This is a genomic window from Arthrobacter sp. P4_F11 (genome assembly GCF_056401395.1).
This window is the reverse complement of record NZ_JBFUJK010000003.1, coordinates 209,657-228,490: the sequence shown is the minus strand read 5'-3', so window position 1 is coordinate 228,490 and position 18,834 is coordinate 209,657. Positions and strand designations below refer to the sequence as shown.

Annotated in this window: 15 protein-coding genes and 1 tRNA gene; 13 read left to right on the top strand and 3 right to left on the bottom strand. The window is 65.8% G+C overall.

The features are described from left to right. Nucleotides 1-91 precede the first annotated feature (91 nt). Nucleotides 92-1,474 (top strand): ATP-binding protein, encoded by a 1,383-nt coding sequence (locus tag AC1DRO_RS05635; RefSeq protein WP_476950110.1) that lies wholly within the window; start codon nucleotides 92-94, stop codon nucleotides 1,472-1,474. Then, entirely contained in the window at nucleotides 1,471-2,157 is a 687-nt protein-coding gene (locus AC1DRO_RS05630) for a LuxR C-terminal-related transcriptional regulator (RefSeq protein WP_476950109.1), read from the top strand. The genes AC1DRO_RS05635 and AC1DRO_RS05630 overlap by 4 nt, the downstream gene beginning before the upstream one ends. 293 nt (nucleotides 2,158-2,450) lie before the next feature. Here the strand turns inward: AC1DRO_RS05630 and AC1DRO_RS05625 are convergent, their stop codons facing one another. After that, on the bottom strand, nucleotides 2,451-3,668 hold the full coding sequence (locus tag AC1DRO_RS05625; RefSeq protein WP_028276537.1) for a pyridoxal phosphate-dependent aminotransferase: 1,218 nt from the start codon (nucleotides 3,666-3,668) through the stop codon (nucleotides 2,451-2,453). Nucleotides 3,669-3,945: 277 nt separating this feature from the next. Here AC1DRO_RS05625 and AC1DRO_RS05620 point away from each other — a divergent pair. The 10 genes from AC1DRO_RS05620 to AC1DRO_RS05575 all read left to right on the top strand — a co-directional run bounded on the left by AC1DRO_RS05620 (nucleotide 3,946) and on the right by AC1DRO_RS05575 (nucleotide 12,925). Further along, nucleotides 3,946-4,018 (top strand) — tRNA-Trp (locus AC1DRO_RS05620). Nucleotides 4,019-4,097: 79 nt separating this feature from the next. After that, nucleotides 4,098-4,382 (top strand): preprotein translocase subunit SecE, encoded by a 285-nt coding sequence (gene secE, locus AC1DRO_RS05615; protein WP_028276538.1) that lies wholly within the window; start codon nucleotides 4,098-4,100, stop codon nucleotides 4,380-4,382. A gap of 113 nt (nucleotides 4,383-4,495) precedes the next feature. Next, nucleotides 4,496-5,353 carry a transcription termination/antitermination protein NusG gene (nusG, locus tag AC1DRO_RS05610; protein ID WP_476950108.1) on the top strand — a complete coding sequence of 286 codons (858 nt, stop codon included), beginning with the start codon at nucleotides 4,496-4,498 and terminating at the stop codon, nucleotides 5,351-5,353. Between the two features lie 129 nt (nucleotides 5,354-5,482). Further along, nucleotides 5,483-5,914, top strand: coding sequence for a 50S ribosomal protein L11 (rplK, locus tag AC1DRO_RS05605; RefSeq protein ID WP_018773647.1), 432 nt, complete (start codon nucleotides 5,483-5,485; stop codon nucleotides 5,912-5,914). A 183-nt stretch (nucleotides 5,915-6,097) separates the two neighbouring features. Beyond that, nucleotides 6,098-6,805, top strand: coding sequence for a 50S ribosomal protein L1 (gene rplA / locus AC1DRO_RS05600; RefSeq protein WP_091251962.1), 708 nt, complete (start codon nucleotides 6,098-6,100; stop codon nucleotides 6,803-6,805). A gap of 175 nt (nucleotides 6,806-6,980) precedes the next feature. Further along, nucleotides 6,981-8,150: a GNAT family N-acetyltransferase gene (locus AC1DRO_RS05595; RefSeq protein ID WP_476950107.1), complete on the top strand. Its 1,170-nt coding sequence runs from the start codon at nucleotides 6,981-6,983 to the stop codon at nucleotides 8,148-8,150. A 167-nt stretch (nucleotides 8,151-8,317) separates the two neighbouring features. Continuing rightward, on the top strand, nucleotides 8,318-9,427 hold the full coding sequence (locus AC1DRO_RS05590) for a GNAT family N-acetyltransferase (RefSeq protein ID WP_476950106.1): 1,110 nt from the start codon (nucleotides 8,318-8,320) through the stop codon (nucleotides 9,425-9,427). Nucleotides 9,428-9,790: 363 nt separating this feature from the next. Continuing rightward, on the top strand, nucleotides 9,791-10,384 hold the full coding sequence (gene rplJ, locus AC1DRO_RS05585) for a 50S ribosomal protein L10 (RefSeq protein WP_028276542.1): 594 nt from the start codon (nucleotides 9,791-9,793) through the stop codon (nucleotides 10,382-10,384). A 77-nt stretch (nucleotides 10,385-10,461) separates the two neighbouring features. Continuing rightward, on the top strand, nucleotides 10,462-10,833 hold the full coding sequence (gene rplL / locus AC1DRO_RS05580; protein ID WP_028276543.1) for a 50S ribosomal protein L7/L12: 372 nt from the start codon (nucleotides 10,462-10,464) through the stop codon (nucleotides 10,831-10,833). 241 nt (nucleotides 10,834-11,074) lie between these two features. Beyond that, nucleotides 11,075-12,925 (top strand): bifunctional metallophosphatase/5'-nucleotidase, encoded by a 1,851-nt coding sequence (locus AC1DRO_RS05575; protein ID WP_476950105.1) that lies wholly within the window; start codon nucleotides 11,075-11,077, stop codon nucleotides 12,923-12,925. Nucleotides 12,926-13,020: 95 nt separating this feature from the next. On the opposite strand, the gene AC1DRO_RS05570 is transcribed toward AC1DRO_RS05575, so the two are convergent. Then, a complete protein-coding gene (locus AC1DRO_RS05570) occupies nucleotides 13,021-13,506 on the bottom strand; it encodes an aminoacyl-tRNA deacylase (protein ID WP_223913811.1) in 486 nt (161 codons plus the stop codon). 90 nt (nucleotides 13,507-13,596) lie between these two features. Next, nucleotides 13,597-14,796 carry an acetyl-CoA C-acetyltransferase gene (locus tag AC1DRO_RS05565; protein ID WP_476950104.1) on the bottom strand — a complete coding sequence of 400 codons (1,200 nt, stop codon included), beginning with the start codon at nucleotides 14,794-14,796 and terminating at the stop codon, nucleotides 13,597-13,599. A 454-nt stretch (nucleotides 14,797-15,250) separates the two neighbouring features. Between AC1DRO_RS05565 and rpoB the strand changes: the two genes are divergently transcribed. Further along, nucleotides 15,251-18,766 carry a DNA-directed RNA polymerase subunit beta gene (gene rpoB, locus AC1DRO_RS05560; protein WP_028275121.1) on the top strand — a complete coding sequence of 1,172 codons (3,516 nt, stop codon included), beginning with the start codon at nucleotides 15,251-15,253 and terminating at the stop codon, nucleotides 18,764-18,766. Nucleotides 18,767-18,834 lie beyond the last annotated feature (68 nt).

Sequence of the window (18,834 nt, the reverse complement as noted above, 5' to 3'; positions counted from 1 at the left end):
TACTGGGGAACACCCTGAACGGTCCCTGAGTGGCCCCCGGTTGGGCCCTCAAACGCGTCCGGGAAACCCCGATCCGTGCTTGGATTGAGGCATGACAACCGCGCCCGCCCGACCGCCGCTGGTCCGCAGCAGCGACCGCGTGATTGCCGGCGTGTGCGCGGGCCTCGCCACCCACCTGGGCTGGCCGGTGCGCATGGTCAGGATCGGCATGGCAGTGGCCGCGCTCGCCGGCGGGGCCGGGGTGGCGTTCTACGCCTGGCTTTGGATCATGGTCCCCACGGCGGATGAAAGCGCCCGGCGCAACGCCCGCCGCCCGGCGTCGCCCATCGCTCCGGCAGTGAGCTTCCCGGACACTCCAGGCGTCGCAAACCTGCCCGACGCCCACGGCATGCCGGGAGCCCCCGGAACCAGTGGAACGCCAACGACGGCGGCGCCGGGATCCTGGCGGTCCAAAGTGTCCGGCATGCCCTTTGGCAAGGAGATCCTGCTGGGCGCAGGCCTGTTGCTGGCCGCCGGGATCCTGATCGCCCGGCTCCTGGGGGTCGACGTGCCGCTGGGTACCCTGATCCCGGTCGCGGCGATCCTGGGCGGCGCCGCGATCGCCTGGATGCAACTGGACGAGACCCGCCGGGCGGGGCTCGTGGACAAGACCAAAGCGAACCAGGCCGGCGGCTGGGCCCGCCTCGCGGCCGGGCTCGCCCTCGTCGTGGCCGGCGTGCTGGTCATGGTGTCCGGCTCGGGGTCCTGGGAACAGACCTGGCTCGCCCTCCTGGCCTCGGTGGCCGTGCTCGGCGGCGTGGCCCTGGTGCTCCTGCCATGGGGGCTGAAGTTCTGGCGCGACCTGGAAACCGAGCGCGCGGGGCGGGTCCGCGCCACCGAGCGTGCCGAGATCGCCGCCCACCTCCATGACTCCGTGCTGCAGACGCTCGCCCTGATCCAACGCCGGGCCGGCAACGAGCACGATGTCATCAGGCTGGCCCGCGCGCAGGAGCGCGAGCTGCGTGGCTGGCTGTACCGGGACGCCGACAAGGAATCCGGCCAGCTGTCCGACGGCATCAAGGCCGCTGCGGCCGAGGTCGAGGACGCCCTGGGGAACGCCGTCGAGGTGGTCAGCGTGGGGGACTGCGCCATGACCCAACGCCACGAGGCCCTCGTCCAGGCATCCCGAGAGGCCATGCTGAACGCCTCCCGGCACGGCGGCGGCGCCGTGTCCGTGTACCTGGAAGTCACCGACGCCGCCGCGGAAGTTTTCGTCAAGGACCGGGGCCCGGGCTTCGACCCGGATTCCGTTCCCCAGGACCGGCTCGGCGTCAGGGAATCGATCATCGGCCGGATGAACCGCCACGGCGGCACCGCCGCGATCACCAGCAGCCAGGACGGCACCGAAGTGCGGCTCCGGCTGCCCGTCGCCGCCGCCTCCGCCGGAACTGCCGCGGCCGCCGCCAACAACGCCAACGGAGAGGCCAAACCGTGACCAGCCCAACATCGGGAAACCCTGTGCAAGGAAACCCCGCACCGATTCGCGTGGTGATCGTGGACGACCACGCCATCTTCCGCTCCGGATTGAAGGCGGACCTGGACCCGGACATCGTCGTCGCCGGGGAGGCCGGAACGGTGGAGGAGGCAATCGCCGTCATCGCAGTCCAGCGCCCCGACGTCGTGCTCCTTGACGTCCATCTTCCCGGCGGCCGGGGTGGCGGCGGACGCGAGGTCCTGGCCGGCTCGGCGCCCCTGCTGGGCACCACGCGGTTCCTGGCGCTGAGCGTCTCCGACGCGGCAGAAGATGTGGTGTCCGTGATCCGGGCCGGCGCGCGCGGCTATGTCACCAAGACCATTTCCGGCGCGGAGATCAGCGGCGCCGTCCGCCGCGTGGCCGGCGGCGACGCCGTCTTCTCACCCCGGCTGGCGGGCTTCGTCCTGGACGCGTTCGGCACGGCCCCCGCGGACATCGCCGACGACGAGCTCGACAGGCTCTCGGCGCGGGAACTCGAGGTGATGCGCCTTATCGCCCGCGGCTACAGCTACAAGGAGGTGGCCAAAGAACTGTTCATCTCGATCAAGACCGTTGAAACCCACGTCTCGGCCGTGCTGCGCAAGCTCCAGCTCTCCAGCCGCCACGAGCTGACCCGCTGGGCCGCCGAGCGCCGCCTCCTTTAACCACAAACGCTCCCGCACGTCCGGCGCCTAAAACCCGGACGCTCCCGCACTTCAGGCGCTTTTAGGCCCGACGCTTCCGCAGGTGGTGCGGTGATGCGGTGGTGCGGTTTTGGGGTGGCCGCTCCCGCAGGTCGTGCGGTAATGCGGCGGACGCTCGTCGGGTTCTGCGGGAGCGTCGGGTAGGTCGGGTAGGTATGGTGCCGGACCTGCGGGAGCGTCAGGAGGAATGGTGCAGGACCTGCGGGAGCGTCAGGAGGAATGGTGCCGGACCTGCGGGAGCGTTTGGTAGGTTCCTACTTCGCCTTGCCGAGGAAGTCCTGCAGGCGGGCGACGCCCGTGGCCAGGTCGTCGTCGCCGAGTGCATAGGACAGGCGCAGGTAGCCGGACGGGCCGAACGCCTCGCCGGGAACCACAGCCACCTCGACCTCGTCCAGGATCAGCGCCGCGAGTTCGGCAGAGGTGGCCGGCCGCACCGGGCCGTTCGCAGACGGGAACTCCTTGCCCAGCAGCGCGCGGACGTCCGCGTACACGTAGAACGCGCCCTTCGGCGTCGGGCAGTCAACGCCGTCAATCGCGTTCAGGCCCGCGACGATCGCCTTGCGGCGGCGGTCAAATGCCACCTTCATCTCATCGACGGCGGTCAGCGGCCCGGACACAGCCGCGAGGGCGGCGACCTGGGGGATGTTGGAGACGTTCGACGTCGCGTGCGACTGCAGGTTGGTGGCGGCCTTGATGACGTCCGCGGGCCCGATCATCCAGCCCACGCGCCAGCCGGTCATGGCATAGGTCTTCGCGACGCCGTTGAGGATGACCACCTTGTCGCCGAGCTCGGGCACCGCGGTGGCGATCGAGGTGAACGGCACGCCGTCGTAGGTCAGGTGTTCGTAGATCTCGTCGGTGACAACCCACAGGCCCTTGGACGCTGCCCACTGGCCGATCTCCTTGACCTGCTCCGGCGAGTACACGGCGCCGGTGGGGTTGGAAGGGGAGACGAAGAGCAGGATCTTGGTGCGCTCGGTGAGGGCCGCTTCCAGCTGGTCCACAGTGACCAGGTAGCCCTGCTCCGGGCCAGCGAAGACCTCCACCGGCACGCCGCCGGCGAGCCGGATGGCCTCCGGGTACGTGGTCCAAAACGGGGTCGGAACAATGACCTCGTCGCCCGGATCCAGCAGGGTGGCGAAGGTGTTGTAGACGGCCTGCTTGCCGCCGTTGGTCACCAGCACCTGGGACGCCGCCGCCTGGTAGCCGGAATCCCGGAAGGTCTTGTCCGCGATGGCCTGCTTCAGTTCGGGGAGCCCGCCGGCGGGGGAGTACCGGTGGTATTTCGGCTGGCTGGCGGCCTCGATGGCGGCCTGCACAATGTAACCGGGGGTCGGGAAGTCGGGTTCCCCGGCACCGAAGCCAATGACCGGACGGCCGGCTGCCTTCAGCGCCTTCGCCTTGGCATCGACGGCCAGAGTGGCGGATTCGGCTATGGCGGAAATGCGCTGGGAAATGCGGGCAGCAGACATGGGCGGGTCCGTTCTTCGCTTGCAGCTGGAAGGCTGGATATGGGATTCGACGAAATCTACTCTATGCTGTTCAGCGGATCCCCCGGGGTGCCTGAACCCGAATGTGACTGACGGCTGTCAGTTGGTTTTCGCAGGCACGCAGGGGTCCGGAAGAGGGCCGGTTCGACGTAGGCGCAGTTGTTGCGTAGACTGGTTCTCCGGTGTTGAAAACACGATGATGGCCTGCGCCTCAGGGAAGCCTGTGGGACGCATCGGCCGGAGCGGTTTTTATCCCCGAAGGGTAGTGGCGCAATTGGTAGCGCAGCGGTCTCCAAAACCGCAGGTTGCAGGTTCGAGTCCTGTCTGCCCTGCGCATGCTGTTCCGGATTATCCGGAACCAGCGCAGCAACCATGGTTCAGTTCAGAGCCGGGTATCCGATCATTGCGAGGATGAGTGAGGACCAGGTGACCGAAACAGCTGCCAGCAGCTCCAAAGGCCGCCCCGCCAAGAATGCCGCCAAGCCCGGCTTCTTCGCTCGTATCGCGATCTTCATCCGCCAGGTCATTGGCGAACTGAAGAAGGTCGTCGCACCGACCCGTAAAGAACTGATCAACTACACACTCGTGGTACTGGTGTTCGTGACCATCATGATGGTGATCGTCACCTTGCTGGACCTGGCCTTTGGGACCGCGGTCAGCTGGGTCTTCGGCGGCAGCGGCCCCACGGACAGCTAAGGCGACCGGTCCGCAGACTGCGTGGATGCCCCGGGAAACCGGAGATTCCGCGGGGTGTGCGGAATTGAGTCATTTAAATAGGCATGTTAGGCAATGAGGAAGCAGGAGACCAAGTGTCTGAGCAGGAGCTCGAGGTAACTGAGACTGAGCTGGATAAGAGCCAGGACGCCGCGGTGGAAGCCGCGGAAGAGTCCGAGGCTGTGTCTGCTGCGCCCGAATCCGACGTCACTGACGAGGCCGTAGCCACGGAAGAAGAAGCGGCAGACGACGCCGAGGCAGTTGCAGCCGACGCCACCGACGCTGATGAGGCTGACGCCGACGCTGATGAGGCTGACGCCGACGTGCTGGCAGCGGCGGCCGCTAAGGCCGACGTCGACCCCGCGGACGAGTTCAAAGCCAAGCTGCGCCGCCAGGAGGGTGACTGGTACGTCATTCACTCCTACGCAGGCTACGAGAACCGCGTCAAGGCCAACCTTGAGACCCGCATCCAGACCCTGGACATGGAAGATTACATCTTCGAAATCCAGGTTCCGATGGAGGAAGTCGTTGAGATCAAGAACGCCCAGCGCAAGGTCATCAACCGTGTCCGCATTCCCGGTTACGTCCTGGTCCGCATGGACCTGACCGACGCTTCCTGGGGCGCCGTCCGCCACACCCCCGGTGTCACCGGCTTCGTGGGCAACGCCCACAACCCGGTCCCGCTGCGCCTCGATGAGGTCTTCTCCATGCTCGCGCCGGTCTTCGAAGAAGAGCAGGCCGAGAAGGGCAAGCCGGTCAAGCACGCCGCCGCCCAGGTCGACGTCGACTTCGAGGTTGGCGAGTCGGTCATCGTCAAGGAAGGCCCGTTCGAGACCCTCCCCGCCACGATCTCCGAGATCAAGATCGATTCCCAGACCCTCGTGGTGCTGGTGTCCATCTTCGAGCGCGAGACTCCGGTCACCCTGGCGTTCAACCAGGTCAGCAAGATCTAGCTGTTCCCTAAGAATTCGCCCCGGGCTGCCCGCTTAGCAGCCACGGAGCGGCCGGCCGCCTTGCCATGGCGGCCACCAACCTGAGGCACGCTCCTGTGCCCCAGGACGTATTTGAGAGAAGGACCTACATTGGCTCCCAAGAAGAAGGTCACCGGCCTCATCAAGCTGCAGATCCAGGCAGGTGCCGCTAACCCGGCCCCGCCGATCGGTCCTGCGCTCGGCCAGCACGGTGTCAACATCATGGAATTCTGCAAGGCGTACAACGCTGCGACGGAAGCCCAGCGCGGCAACGTTATCCCCGTGGAAATCACGGTCTACGAGGACCGTTCCTTCACGTTCATCACCAAGACCCCGCCGGCTGCAGAGCTCATCAAAAAGGCTGCAGGCGTCGCCAAGGGTTCGGCTACCCCGCACACCGTCAAGGTTGCCAAGCTGACCCAGGCCCAGGTCAACGAGATCGCCACCACCAAGATGGAAGACCTCAACGCCACCAGCCTCGAAGGCGCAGCGAAGATCATCGCCGGCACCGCCCGCTCCATGGGTATCACCGTCGAGGGTTAATTCCCCCCGCTGATGCGCCGGGATCGGGAAACCGGTCACGACGCCGTCAGCACCGCCGGCCAGCCGGCACCACCTAAACAATGAACAGCGGAATTCCGGAACGGATACACCAGCCGGAATGCCGCCTGTGGCAGGGCCCAGCGCGGTCCGCAGACCACAACTGCACAAGGAGAAATAAGCAGCATGGCAAAGCGCAGCAAAGCATATGAGGCAGCCGCGGCCAAGATCGACGCGGAGAAGTTCTACGCGCCGTTCGAGGCAGTGACGCTCGCCAAGGACACCAACCCGTCCAAGTTCGACGCCACCGTTGAGGTCGCTTTCCGCCTCGGCGTTGACCCGCGTAAGGCCGACCAGATGGTCCGCGGCACCGTCAACCTGCCGCACGGCACCGGTAAGGTCGCCCGCGTCCTCGTCTTCGCAACGGGCGACAAGGCTGAGGCTGCAATCGCGGCCGGCGCCGACTTCGTTGGTTCCGATGACCTGATCGAAAAGATCGCCGCCGGCTGGACCGACTTCGACGCCGCCGTCGCCACCCCTGACCTCATGGGCAAGGTTGGCCGCCTCGGTAAGGTCCTGGGTCCGCGTAACCTGATGCCGAACCCGAAGACCGGCACCGTGACCGCTGACGTCGCCAAGGCCGTCAACGACATCAAGGGCGGCAAGATCGACTTCCGCGTCGACAAGCACTCGAACCTGCACTTCATCATCGGCAAGGTTTCGTTCGACGCCATCAAGCTGGCCGAGAACTACGCAGCCGCACTGGAAGAGGTCCTCCGCCTCAAGCCGTCCGCTTCCAAGGGCCGCTACATCCAGAAGGCCACCGTGGCCACCACGTTCGGCCCTGGCATCTCGGTTGACCCCAACGTCACCAAGGTCCTGACCGAGGTCTAGTCCTCACCGGATCCACGGAACCGCCGGCTTCGCTGACGTCGCCGGTTCCAGCCAAAGGCCGTCCCGCCAACTGCGGGGCGGCCTTTTGCCGTCCTGCGCCGGGACCCCGCGGCGTACAAAACGCTTGGCATCCGGGGCCCTTGGTGCCGCCGGACTTGCCGGTTAGGCTGTCCCGGTGACTACGCCGTCGTACCTCATCGAGGAACTCTCCCTGCCCGCCAGCCTTGATGCCGCTGACACCGATGCCGCTGACACCCATGCCGCTGACACCCATGCCGCTGACACGGCGGAGTTCCTCGAATTCATGGAACTCTGCGATGAGCTCATCCGGCAGACCTGGGGCAACCTGGACCGGGCATCGTCCGCGGCGGCCCGCCTGCAGTACTGGCGGGACACGGCGTACACCCGGCTGCGGCTCTTCTTCGTCCGCGTCGACGGGCTCATGGTGGCCAACTCCTGGGTCCGCTGTGAACTGCAGGAGAATCTGGGCAGTGCGCTGCTGCACGTGGGCGTCCTGGATGACTTCGCCGGGCGGGGGATCGGCTGGGCACTGCTGGTGCACGCCGAGGCGCTGGCCGCCGCCGACGGGCGGACCATCCTGCAGACATTCACCGAGCACCCGGCCGATTTCGACGTCGATGGCACCAACCTCATCAAGCCCGCCACGGGGACCGGAGCGCTGCCCGCCGGCGCGCCGGGTGTCCGTTTCGCCGGAAAAGCCGGCTACCGCCTGGAGCAGGTGGAACGGTTCAGTTCGCTCGACGTACCGCCCGCCGCGGACCTCGACGCCCTGGAACGGGACGCCCTGGCCCGCGCGGGGGACTATGAACTGCTGCACTGGACCGACTCCTGCCCGGAGGAACATGCCGCCCAGCTCGCGGTGCTCATGTCCCGCATGAGCACCGACGCCCCCTCCGGAGCGCTGAGCTACGAGCCGGAAATCTGGGACGTCGCCCGGGTCCGCCACGTCGAGGACACCTGGCGGCGCGCCGGCCAGTCCTCCCTTGTGGTGGCGGCACGGCACCGGGCCAGCGGCGAACTGGCCGCCTATACCGTCCTGCAGACAACAGCCGACAAGCCATGGCTGGCCAACCAGGACGACACCCTCGTCGCGGTGGGCCACCGCGGCCACCGGCTTGGCATGCTCATCAAGATCCGCAACCTGCGCCTGCTGCGGGAGTCGTACCCCGCGGTCCGGCGCGTCCTGACGTACAACGCCGCCGAAAACGACCACATGCTCGGCATCAACATCGCACTGGGCTTCAAGCCGGCCGGCTACGACGGCGAGTGGCAGCGGACCGCTGCCGCCGCGGGCGCAGCCACCGGCAATGAGATCCGGAACTGACCGGGCGCCGGCTGGGGCAGAAGCTGCCGGGCGCCGGCTGGAGCGGAAACTGCCCGGCGTCACCAATGGAACAGCGGCCCAAACCAGCATATGCTGGCGGTTGAAAGCCCGGTTTGAGCCGGGCCGTACCGATGGTGGGTGGCACAACGGCTGGGAAGATGCCCTCTATGGCAAACGATGTACGGATTGAGCAGCTGTGGATCCCCGATTCCCTTGACGCGCCCGATGCCGCCGACTTTCTCGCCGCGATCGAGGTGGGGCGCAGGGTCCGGATGCAGACCTGGGGCACCGACGACCTCGCCTACGCGCCGCAGGAAAAGCTGCTTGAGATGGCGGACCCCTACGAACGCCAGGTGATCCTCGTCGCCAAGATCGACGGCGTGATTGTCGGGACGGCGGACATCGCCCTGCCGCTCGTGGACAACCTCGATCTCGCCGAATTCACGCTCGACATCCTGCCGGAATTCCGGCGCCAGGGCGTGGGGAGGCAGCTGCTGGCGGCCGCCGAACATTTCGCCCGGGACGAGGGCCGCCACACGATCCTGATCGACACCAACCACCCGGGATCAACCCTGACGGACCCGGAGGCCGAACAGCTCGTGCCCGGCAGCGGCGTCGGGTTCGTCCCGTTGGGCAGCCGTGACGTGGAATTTGCCCGCCACACCGGCTACACCCTGCAGCACATCGAGCAGTTCAGCTCCTGTGCGTTGCCGCTGGACACCAAGCTCGTCGCCGACCTCGAGGCCGAGGCCGAGGAAGCCAATGCCGGCCGCTACCGTCTGCACCACTGGACGGACCGGTGTCCTGACCAGTGGCTCGAGGCCGTCGCCGCGCTGGAAAACCAGGCAGGCGAGGACGAAGTGCCGGGGCCGGATGCCCAGGAAATGGTGTTCGACGGCGGCATCCTCCGGGAAGCGGAGGAAGTCACCATAGCCCAGGGCCGCCGGACGGTGGTCACCGCCGTCGAGCACGTCGCCAGCGGAACGCTCGTGGGCCTGACCACCATCAGTGTCCTGGCCCTGCGCCCGGACGTCGTCTTCCAGGACGACACGGTGGTGCTGCAGGAACACCGCGGCAACAAGCTCGGGCTGCTGATCAAGGTCGCCAATATGGAACGGCTCAGCGAACAGTTCCCGGACGCCCGGGTCCTGTACACGTGGAACGCCCCGGAGAACCGCTACTTGTTGAAGGTCAACCAGCAGCTCGGCTTCACGACAGCGGGAGTGACGGGTCTCTGGCAAAAAGAACTCCCCAACTTCGGACCGGCTGTCAGCTGAGGTCCCGGGCCGACGTCGGGCGCTAAAGTCTTTCGCTGAAGTCCGGCGCTGCCCCTGCCCGCCGGGCCCGATTTGGAACACGCGCGCCGTGTCCCGTAAGCTTGGAGGACCAAAGACCGTCGGTTGTTGGAAATCCACTCTCCCAAGCAAGACTCACTTCTGCAGTCGCGCCGGGAGAGCGCAGTGGATTTCCGGACGAAGGACCCTGAACATAGGGCGGCCGGCGCAGGTGAACGAAGCAAAGCTCCGCGGTCATGGACCGCGTCGAGACAAGCCCCGTGCATCTGCGCGGGGCGTTTTTTAGTTTTTAGCTCTTTTGAGCGGGGACCCGGACATACCGGCACTATCCCCGGAAGGAGGGTTATGGCAACGCCTAGCAAGGTTTCAGCAGTAGCTGAGATCACTAACGATTTCAAGGAATCGAACGCCGCTGTCCTGACCGAATACCGCGGGCTCACCGTTGCACAGCTCAAGCAGCTGCGTGTCTCTCTCGGCCAGGAAACCAAGTTCTCGGTCGTCAAGAACACCCTGACCGCCATTGCAGCCAAGGAAGCTGGTGTCGAAGCATTCGACGGTCAGCTCGCCGGCCCCACTGCAATCGCGTTCATCAAGGGTGACGCAGTTGCAGCTGCCAAGAGCCTGACGGATTTTGCCAAGGCCAACAAGCAGCTGGTCATCAAGACCGGTTACTTCGAGGGCAAGGCACTGAACGCCAGCGAAGTTGCTGCCCTGGCAGCACTCGAGTCCCGTGAGCTGCAGCTCGCCAAGGTTGCAGGGATCCTCAAGGCTCCTGCTGCCGCTGCTGTACGCATCATCGACGCACTGCGCCTCAAGCTTGAAGAAGAGAACGGTGCCCCGGCAGCAGCCGAAGCACCCGCCGCTGAAGAAGCTCCCGCAGCAGATGCAGCAGCCGAGGCCGAAGCACCGGCCGAAGCCGCAGCCCCCGAAGAGAACTAGTCCTCTTCTCCATAAGACTCCGGTGCCACAGCGAGCCTCAGGGCCGCCGCGCACCACTATAGGAAGGACGCCACACCATGGCGAAGCTCACCAACGAAGAGCTCATTGAAGCTTTCAAGGAACTGACCATCATCGAGCTCTCCGAGTTCGTCAAGCTCTTCGAAGAGACCTTCGAAGTTACTGCTGCTGCCGTTGCCGTTGCCGGCCCCGCCGCTGCTGCAGAAGAAGCTGAAGAGAAGACTGACTTCGACGTCATCCTCGAAGCTGCTGGCGACAAGAAGATCGCAGTGATCAAGGAAGTTCGCGCCATCACCTCCCTGGGCCTCAAGGAAGCCAAGGACCTGGTTGACAGCGCACCCAAGGCTGTTCTCGAAGGCGCCACCAAGGAAGCTGCCGAGAAGGCCAAGGCTCAGCTCGAAGAAGCTGGCGCCCGCGTCACCCTCAAGTAACACCCGCCGTCCGGATCCATCGCGGTCCGCACTGCTCACAGGAAACCCCGTCCACTCAGTGGGCGGGGTTTCCTGCGTTCCCGGACCGGAAACCCGAACCGCCCGGGCCGGCAGCCGGCGCCGGTGAACGGTACCCAAGGATTCGGCAAAGTTTTTCTGATACCCCTGTCGCACTTGATGGCGCGACCCTAGACTTTGGATTTGTGCCCACCGGCCCCCAACGCTCAGGAGTTCACCCACAATGACGGACCCGAACACTTCCCCCTCCCGCCGCGCCATGCTCGCCGCAGCCCTCGTGGGCGGCGGCGCGGCCGCCGCCGCGCTGGCCGGAGCCCCGGCGGCGCAGGCCGTCCCCGGCGAAGCCAGTGGCAGGGCGACTGCCAAGAATCAGTTCACCCTGACGGTGCTCGGCACCACGGATCTGCACAACAACGTCTTCAACTGGGACTACTTCAAGAACGTCCCCTATGCCGACGCCGCCGGGAACAAGATCGGGATTGCCCAGGCCGCGACCCTGATCAACGCCATGCGCGCCGAGCGCGGCGCGGCCAGCACCCTGACCATCGACGCCGGCGACACCATCCAGGGCACGCCCCTGGCCTACTACTTCGCCAAGATCAACCCCATCTCGGCAACCGTGAAACACCCCATGGCGCTGGCCATGAACGCGATCGGCTACGACGCCGTGGGGCTGGGCAACCACGAGTTCAACTACGGCATTGGGCTTCTGCGCACCTGGGAGCGGCAGCTAAACTTCCCGCTGTTGGGCGCCAATGTGCACGACGCCGTGGCGGGCGGGCGAGCCTTCACCCCCTACGTCCTGAAGCGGATCAAGACGGACAGCGGCTGGCTGACGGTCGGCCTCGTCGGCCTGGTGACGCCGGGCTGCGCACTCTGGGACCGGGACAACGTCCAGGGCAAGCTCGATTTCAACGGCATCGTAGAAGAGGCCAGAACCGTCATCCCGCAGGTGAAAGCGGCCGGGGCCGACGTCGTGATCGTCACGAGCCATTCGGGGGCGACTCCAGGGTCCTCCTACGGTGACGCCCTGCCCTTTCCCGAGAACGCGTCCACCCAGCTGGCAGAGGAAGTCCCGGGCATCGACGCCATCCTCGTCGGGCACGCCCACCTGGAGATCCCCGAGCGCTTCGTCACGAACAAGGCCACGGGCAAGCAGGTGCTCCTGACCGAGCCGCTCAAGTGGGGCATGCGCGTCTCCGTCATGGACCTCGAACTCGTCAAGGAAAAAGGGCAGTGGACCGTCACCGCGGCGCATTCGCTCCTTTTGGACGCCAAGACCGTCGACCCCGATCCCGCCGTCGTCCGGGCCGTTCAGGCCGGGCACGAGGCCACGGTGAACTACGTCAACGAGGTCATCGGAACTTCCACGGCGCCGCTCAGCACGGCCACCGCCTGCTGGGAGGACTCCGCCGCGATCGATGCCATTAATTACGTCCAGGCCAGCACAGTCAAGGCCGAGCTGGCCAACACTCCCGCCGCAGGGCTGCCCGTATTGTCCATTGCGGCGGCGTTCTCCCGTGCTGTGGACGTCAAGGCCGGGCCGCTGACCATCCGCGATGTCGCAGGCCTGTACATCTTCGACAACACGCTGCTCGCCATCAAGGTCACCGGCGCGCAGGTCAAGGCATACCTGGAGTGGTCCGCCCAGTACTTCAAACCGGTGACCGCCACCACGGCCAGGGCCCAGGAGGTCACCAACGCTGTGACGGCTACGGCCCCGAACGGCACGCCCGACTACAACTACGACGTCGTCTACGGACTGGACGCGCCGCTGAACTATGAGATCGACCTCGCCCGGCCGGCGGGGGACCGGATCGCCAAGCTCAGCTACGGCGGCCAGCCGCTGGCGCCCGAGCAGGAATTTGCTTTGGCCATCAACAACTACCGGCAGAGCGGCGGAGGCAACTTCCCGGCCGTGAAGAGCGCGCCGGTGCTCTCGAACAGCCAGCAGGAGATCCGGCAGCGCATCATCGACTATGTCGTGGACCGCGGAACCCTGGACATCGCCGTGTTCAGCCAGGCCAACTGGCGGCTCACCGTCAACGGGACGCCACTGACGGTCACGGCTTAGCCCCCGCCGATACAACAACGCGGGGTCACTTTGCGCCCATCCCGGCGGTCGGGATGGGCCGGAAGCGACCCCGCGTTGCTGTTAACCCGGGCGGGCTAGTTGGGTTCAGTGATATCTGCGACGACGGCGCCCAAGGCCGCCGTCAGGGCATCCGCGTCCACGAATGCGCTGTAGCCATGTTCCCCGGCGCCCATGGAGATCCGACGGCCCGTGATGGTCTGGTCGGCGTAGACGGGCCAGGGGCGGATGCTGCCGAGCGGCGTGATGGTCCCGCGCTCGTACCCGGTCGCCTCGAAAGCCGTATCCGCCGCCGGCAGCGAGAGCTTGTTGACGCCCAGCAGCGCCCGCAGCTTGGGCCAGGAAATCTGCCGGTCGCCGGGGACCAGTGCGAACAGGAAACTGCCGTCCTTGTGCTTGACCACGAGCGACTTCACGATATCCGCGGGCCGGATCCCGAGGATACCGGCCGCCTCCTCTAGGCTGCGGGCGGCGAGGCGTTCGACGATCTCCACGTCCAGCCCCCGCGCCGCGGCGTCGGCGAGGAACCGTTCGCGGCCGCTGGTTGTTTTCTGCTCTGGCATCGCGTCAAACCTTCCTGACTCCTGGCGGCGGTTCCCGGTCCGCCCGGCCGCCCTGTGGTCCGGGCCCGCCCCGCCCGCCGGTTACCGGATTTAGTCGCGGTACAGCAGCAGCGCTTCGCCCTGGCCGCCGCCGCCGCACAGGGACACGGCCGCCTTGCCGGTACCCCGGCGCTTGAGTTCGTGGGCCGCGTGCAGGGCCAGCCGGGCCCCGGAGGCCCCGATCGGGTGGCCCAGGGCGATGGCCCCGCCGTGGATGTTGCACTGCTCCGGCGGATAGTTGAGATCCTTCAGGGACTGCACCGCGACAGAACCGAAAGCCTCGTTGATTTCGATGAAGTCGAGGTCCGCGGCGGACCAGCCGGCTTTGTCCAGGGCGTTCTTGATGGCGTTCGACGGCTGGGAATGCAGCGAGTTGTCCGGCCCCGCAACCTGGCCCGGCTTGCCGACCACCGCCAGATACTCGAGGCCGTTGTCCTCGGCGAACTTCCGGCTGCTCAGCACCAGGGCGGCAGCGCCGTCGGACAGGGGAGAGGAGTTGCCGGCGGTGATGGTTCCGTCCGTGACGAACGCCGCGCGCAGTCCGGCCAGCGATTCGACGGTCGTGTCGGGCCGGATGCCCTCGTCGGCGGTGACGGCGATCGGATCGCCCTTGCGCTGCTTGACGCTCATCGGGGCGATCTCGTTGTCGAAGACGCCGTCCTTCGCGGCCCGGGCGGCACGCTGGTGCGACTGGGCCGCCACCTCGTCCTGGGAGGCCCGGTCAATGCCGAGGGTCAGGTTCTTGCTCTCGGTCGACAGTCCCATGGACTGCCCGTCGAAGGCGTCGGTCAGGCCGTCGTGCGCGGCCACGTCCAGGGCCTGGACCGTGCCGTACGCCCAGCCCTGCCGGGAACCGGGCAGCACGTGAGGTGCGCGGGTCATGGACTCCTGGCCGCCGGCGACCACCACCGTCGCGTCCCCGCTGCGGATCATCCGGGCGGCGTCGATCACGGCGGTGAGGCCCGAGAGGCAGACCTTGTTGATGGTCACCGTCGGCACGTTCCAGCCGATGCCGGCGCCGATGGCGCTCTGACGCGCAGGGTTCTGGCCCGCTCCGGCCTGCAGGACCTGGCCCATGATCACGCTGTCCACCTGGTCGGCCTTGACGCCGCTGGCGGCGAGGGCCGCGCGGATGGCGTGGGTGCCGAGCTCGACGGCGGTGAAGCTGGCCAGCTGCCCGTTCAGGCGCCCCTGGGGGGTGCGGGCTGCGGCGAGAATGACAACATCGTTGTTGTCTGCAGGATTGCTCATGGTGTTTTCTTCCGATCTTCTTTCGACTTATGTCTACGTTATCGTGAGCCCCGTCACCTATCCATTCGGCCCCGGTCTGGGCTGCGGTCCCGGCTGCTGACCCGCTCGCCCCGGGCGCTGCCCGGGGCAGCTTGCGAATGGCTCCGCCAGGAGTCAGGGAAAATTCCGCCAAACTTCGTGCTTGCAATCCCGCCGGAAGTGGGGTAGACAAGTAGGTTGCTTTGCCGTATCGTAGATATTTGCGTCTTCCCTGTTTACCTTCAGCCTTCATATAGCGGTGGGCTTAGCCTGACAGCTGTTCCATCAATGTGCCGTCTACCACGTGCACCAGCTATGGACAGCGCGGGTCCCGGGTCATATAGCGGAACCGGACTGGTAGCGCTGCGGAGTCATTCTGCAGAGTGCATAACGGGGGAGATCTGACAACGCCTGAAGGTCTGTGGAAGGATCCCTCTTGGTCGCCTCGAGCACCTCTAATGTAAACAACGCTACCGCTATCAATGCCGACAGCACCGACGGTGCAACCCGCCGGCTCTCATTCGCAAAGATTCACGAACCCCTTGATGTTCCGAATCTGCTCGCCCTGCAAACCGACAGCTTTGACTGGCTGGTCGGGAACGAACGCTGGCAGGCGCGCGTTGCGAAGGCCGTCGAAGAAGGCGACCTCAGCGTCGCCACCTCCTCGGGTCTGTCCGACATCTTCGAAGAGATCTCCCCGATCGAAGACTTCCAGGGCACCATGTCCCTGAGCTTCTCCGAGCCGGAGTTCGCTGACCCCAAATACACCATGGCTGAGTGCAAGGACCGGGACGCAACGTACTCGGCTCCGCTGTACGTCAAGGCCGAATTCATGAACAACAACACGGGCGAAATCAAGCAGCAGACCGTGTTCATGGGTGACTTCCCGCTGATGACCGAGAAGGGCACCTTCGTCGTCAACGGCACCGAGCGTGTCGTCGTCTCCCAGCTGGTCCGCTCGCCGGGCGCCTACTTTGAGCGCACCGCCGACAAGACCAGCGACAAGGACATCTTCACCGCGAAGATCATCCCCTCCCGCGGCGCCTGGTTCGAGCTCGAAATCGACAAGCGCGACCAGGTCGGCGTCCGTCTTGACCGCAAGCGCAAGCAGTCCGTCACCGTGCTGCTGAAGGCCCTCGGCTGGACCGAAGGCCAGATCCTCGAGGAATTCGGCCAGTACGACTCCATGCGCGCCACGCTGGAGAAGGACGCCACCGAGACCCGCGAAGACGCGTTGCTGGACATCTACCGGAAGCTGCGGCCGGGCGAGCCGCCCACGGTTGAGGCTGCCCAGTCCCTGCTGGACAACCTGTACTTCAACTCCAAGCGCTACGATCTGGCCAAGGTCGGCCGTTACAAGATCAACCGCAAGCTTGGCATCGACCGCTCCCTTGGCGACAAGGAAGCTTCGGTCCTGCACGTCGAAGACATCGTGGCCATGATCAAGTTCTTGGTTGCGCTGCACGCCGGTGAGAAGACCCTCATGGGCAAGCGTGATGGCCAGGACCACGAGCTTCGCGTCGAGATCGATGACATCGACCACTTCGGCAACCGCCGCATCCGCGCCGTCGGCGAGCTCATCGAGAACCAGGTCCGCACCGGCCTGTCCCGCATGGAGCGCGTTGTCCGCGAACGCATGACGACCCAGGACGTCGAGGCCATCACGCCGCAGACCCTGATCAACATCCGTCCCGTCGTGGCAGCCATCAAGGAGTTCTTCGGAACTTCCCAGCTGTCCCAGTTCATGGACCAGAACAACCCGCTCTCGGGTCTGACCCACAAGCGCCGCCTGTCCGCGCTTGGCCCGGGTGGTCTGTCCCGTGACCGTGCCGGCATGGAAGTTCGTGACGTGCACCCGTCCCACTACGGACGTATGTGCCCCATCGAAACTCCTGAAGGCCCGAACATTGGTCTGATCGGTTCGCTGGCTTCCTACGGACGCATCAACCCGTTCGGTTTCATCGAAACCCCGTACCGCCTTGTCGCCGAGGGTGTCGTCTCCGATGAGGTCAAGTACCTCACGGCCGACGACGAAGCCGAGGTCCTGATCGCACAGGCCAACGCACCGCTCGACGAGAACAAGCGTTTCGCGGAAGAGACCGTCCTGGTCCGTGCCCGCGGTGGTGGAGGCGAGCCTGTGCTGGTTCCCGCCGCCGACGTCGAGTTCATGGACGTTTCCCCGCGCCAGATGGTGTCCGTGGCTACCGCCTTGATCCCGTTCCTCGAGCATGACGATGCCAACCGTGCACTCATGGGTGCCAACATGCAGCGCCAGGCCGTGCCGCTGGTCCGTTCCGAGGCACCGTTCGTCGGTACCGGCATGGAGCGCGCCGCAGCCGTCGACGCCGGTGACGTTGTCATCGCCAAGAAGGCCGGTGTGGTTACCGAGGTCTCCGCTGAGCTGGTCATCATGCTCAACGACGACGGTACGGAAACCAACTACCGCATCAACAAGTTCGCCCGTTCCAACCAGGGCAACTGCTACAACCACCGTGTCCTGGTAAGCGAAGGCCAGCGCCTGGAGGTCGGCGGCATCATCGCTGACGGCCCGGCAACGGACCAGGGCGAGCTCGCCCTCGGTAAGAACCTGCTCGTGGCATTCATGTCATGGGAAGGCCACAACTTCGAGGATGCCATCATCCTGTCCCAGCGCATCGTGGCCGAGGACGTCCTGTCCTCGATCCACATCGAGGAGCACGAGATCGATGCCCGCGACACCAAGCTTGGTGCCGAGGAAATCACCCGTGACATCCCGAACGTGTCTGAGGAAGTCCTGGCGGGCCTGGACGAGCGCGGCATCATCCACATCGGTGCCGAGGTTGAGGCCGGCGACATCCTGGTCGGTAAGGTCACCCCCAAGGGCGAGACCGAGCTGACCCCGGAAGAGCGCCTGCTGCGCGCCATCTTCGGTGAGAAGTCCCGCGAAGTGCGCGACACCTCCCTGAAGGTGCCGCACGGCGAGTCCGGCACCGTGATCGGTGTCCGCGTCTTCGACCGCGACAACGACGACGAGCTGCCCCCGGGCGTCAACCAGCTGGTGCGCGTCTACGTCGCTGCCAAGCGCAAGATCACCGACGGCGACAAGCTCGCCGGCCGCCACGGCAACAAGGGTGTTATCTCCAAGATCCTTCCGATCGAGGACATGCCCTTCCTTGCCGACGGCACCCCCGTTGATATCGTCCTGAACCCGCTGGGTGTTCCGGGCCGCATGAACGTCGGCCAGGTGCTGGAAACGCACCTCGGCTGGGTTGCCAAGACCGGCTGGAAGATCGAGGGCGAGCCCGAGTGGGTCAAGCAGCTGCCGAACCTGCCGCGCGAGAGTGGCCAGACCACTGTGGCGACGCCGGTCTTCGACGGTGCGCGTGAAGAGGAAATCACGGGCCTGCTCGATTCCACCAACGTCACCCGCGACGGCGACCGCCTGATCAACTCCTCCGGCAAGACCCGTCTGTTCGACGGCCGCTCCGGCGAGCCGTTCCCGGATCCGATCTCGGTCGGCTACATGTACATCCTGAAGCTCCACCACCTGGTGGACGACAAGATCCACGCCCGCTCCACCGGCCCGTACTCCATGATCACGCAGCAGCCGCTGGGTGGTAAGGCACAGTTCGGTGGCCAGCGCTTCGGTGAAATGGAAGTGTGGGCGCTCGAGGCTTACGGCGCCGCGTACACGCTCCAGGAACTGCTGACGATCAAGTCGGATGATATCCACGGTCGTGTGAAGGTCTACGAAGCCATCGTCAAGGGCGAGAACATCCCCGAGCCGGGCGTTCCTGAGTCCTTCAAGGTCTTGATCAAGGAAATGCAGTCGCTGTGCCTGAACGTGGAAGTGCTTTCCACGGACGGAACCACAATTGAAATGCGTGACTCTGATGACGCAGTCTTCACGGCTGCGGAAGAACTGGGCATCGATCTGTCTCGTGCAGAGCCCAGTTCCGTAGAAGAGGTTTAGCAGGTGCGGCACCGGGAAAAGCAGGCGGCCCGGCCGCGCTGACTTTTCCCGGTGCATCACCTCCCTCT

What these genes read in the sequence shown, in the direction of transcription:
- AC1DRO_RS05635 (WP_476950110.1), top strand. Translation starts at nt 92, where the DNA reads ATGACAACCGCGCCCGCCCGACCGCCGCTGGTCCGCAGCAGCGACCGC.
- AC1DRO_RS05625 (WP_028276537.1), bottom strand. Translation starts at nt 3,668, where the DNA reads ATGTCTGCTGCCCGCATTTCCCAGCGCATTTCCGCCATAGCCGAATCC.
- secE (WP_028276538.1), top strand. Translation starts at nt 4,098, where the DNA reads ATGAGTGAGGACCAGGTGACCGAAACAGCTGCCAGCAGCTCCAAAGGC.
- rplA (WP_091251962.1), top strand. Translation starts at nt 6,098, where the DNA reads ATGGCAAAGCGCAGCAAAGCATATGAGGCAGCCGCGGCCAAGATCGAC.
- AC1DRO_RS05590 (WP_476950106.1), top strand. Translation starts at nt 8,318, where the DNA reads ATGGCAAACGATGTACGGATTGAGCAGCTGTGGATCCCCGATTCCCTT.
- rplJ (WP_028276542.1), top strand. Translation starts at nt 9,791, where the DNA reads ATGGCAACGCCTAGCAAGGTTTCAGCAGTAGCTGAGATCACTAACGAT.
- rplL (WP_028276543.1), top strand. Translation starts at nt 10,462, where the DNA reads ATGGCGAAGCTCACCAACGAAGAGCTCATTGAAGCTTTCAAGGAACTG.
- AC1DRO_RS05575 (WP_476950105.1), top strand. Translation starts at nt 11,075, where the DNA reads ATGACGGACCCGAACACTTCCCCCTCCCGCCGCGCCATGCTCGCCGCA.
- AC1DRO_RS05570 (WP_223913811.1), bottom strand. Translation starts at nt 13,506, where the DNA reads ATGCCAGAGCAGAAAACAACCAGCGGCCGCGAACGGTTCCTCGCCGAC.
- AC1DRO_RS05565 (WP_476950104.1), bottom strand. Translation starts at nt 14,796, where the DNA reads ATGAGCAATCCTGCAGACAACAACGATGTTGTCATTCTCGCCGCAGCC.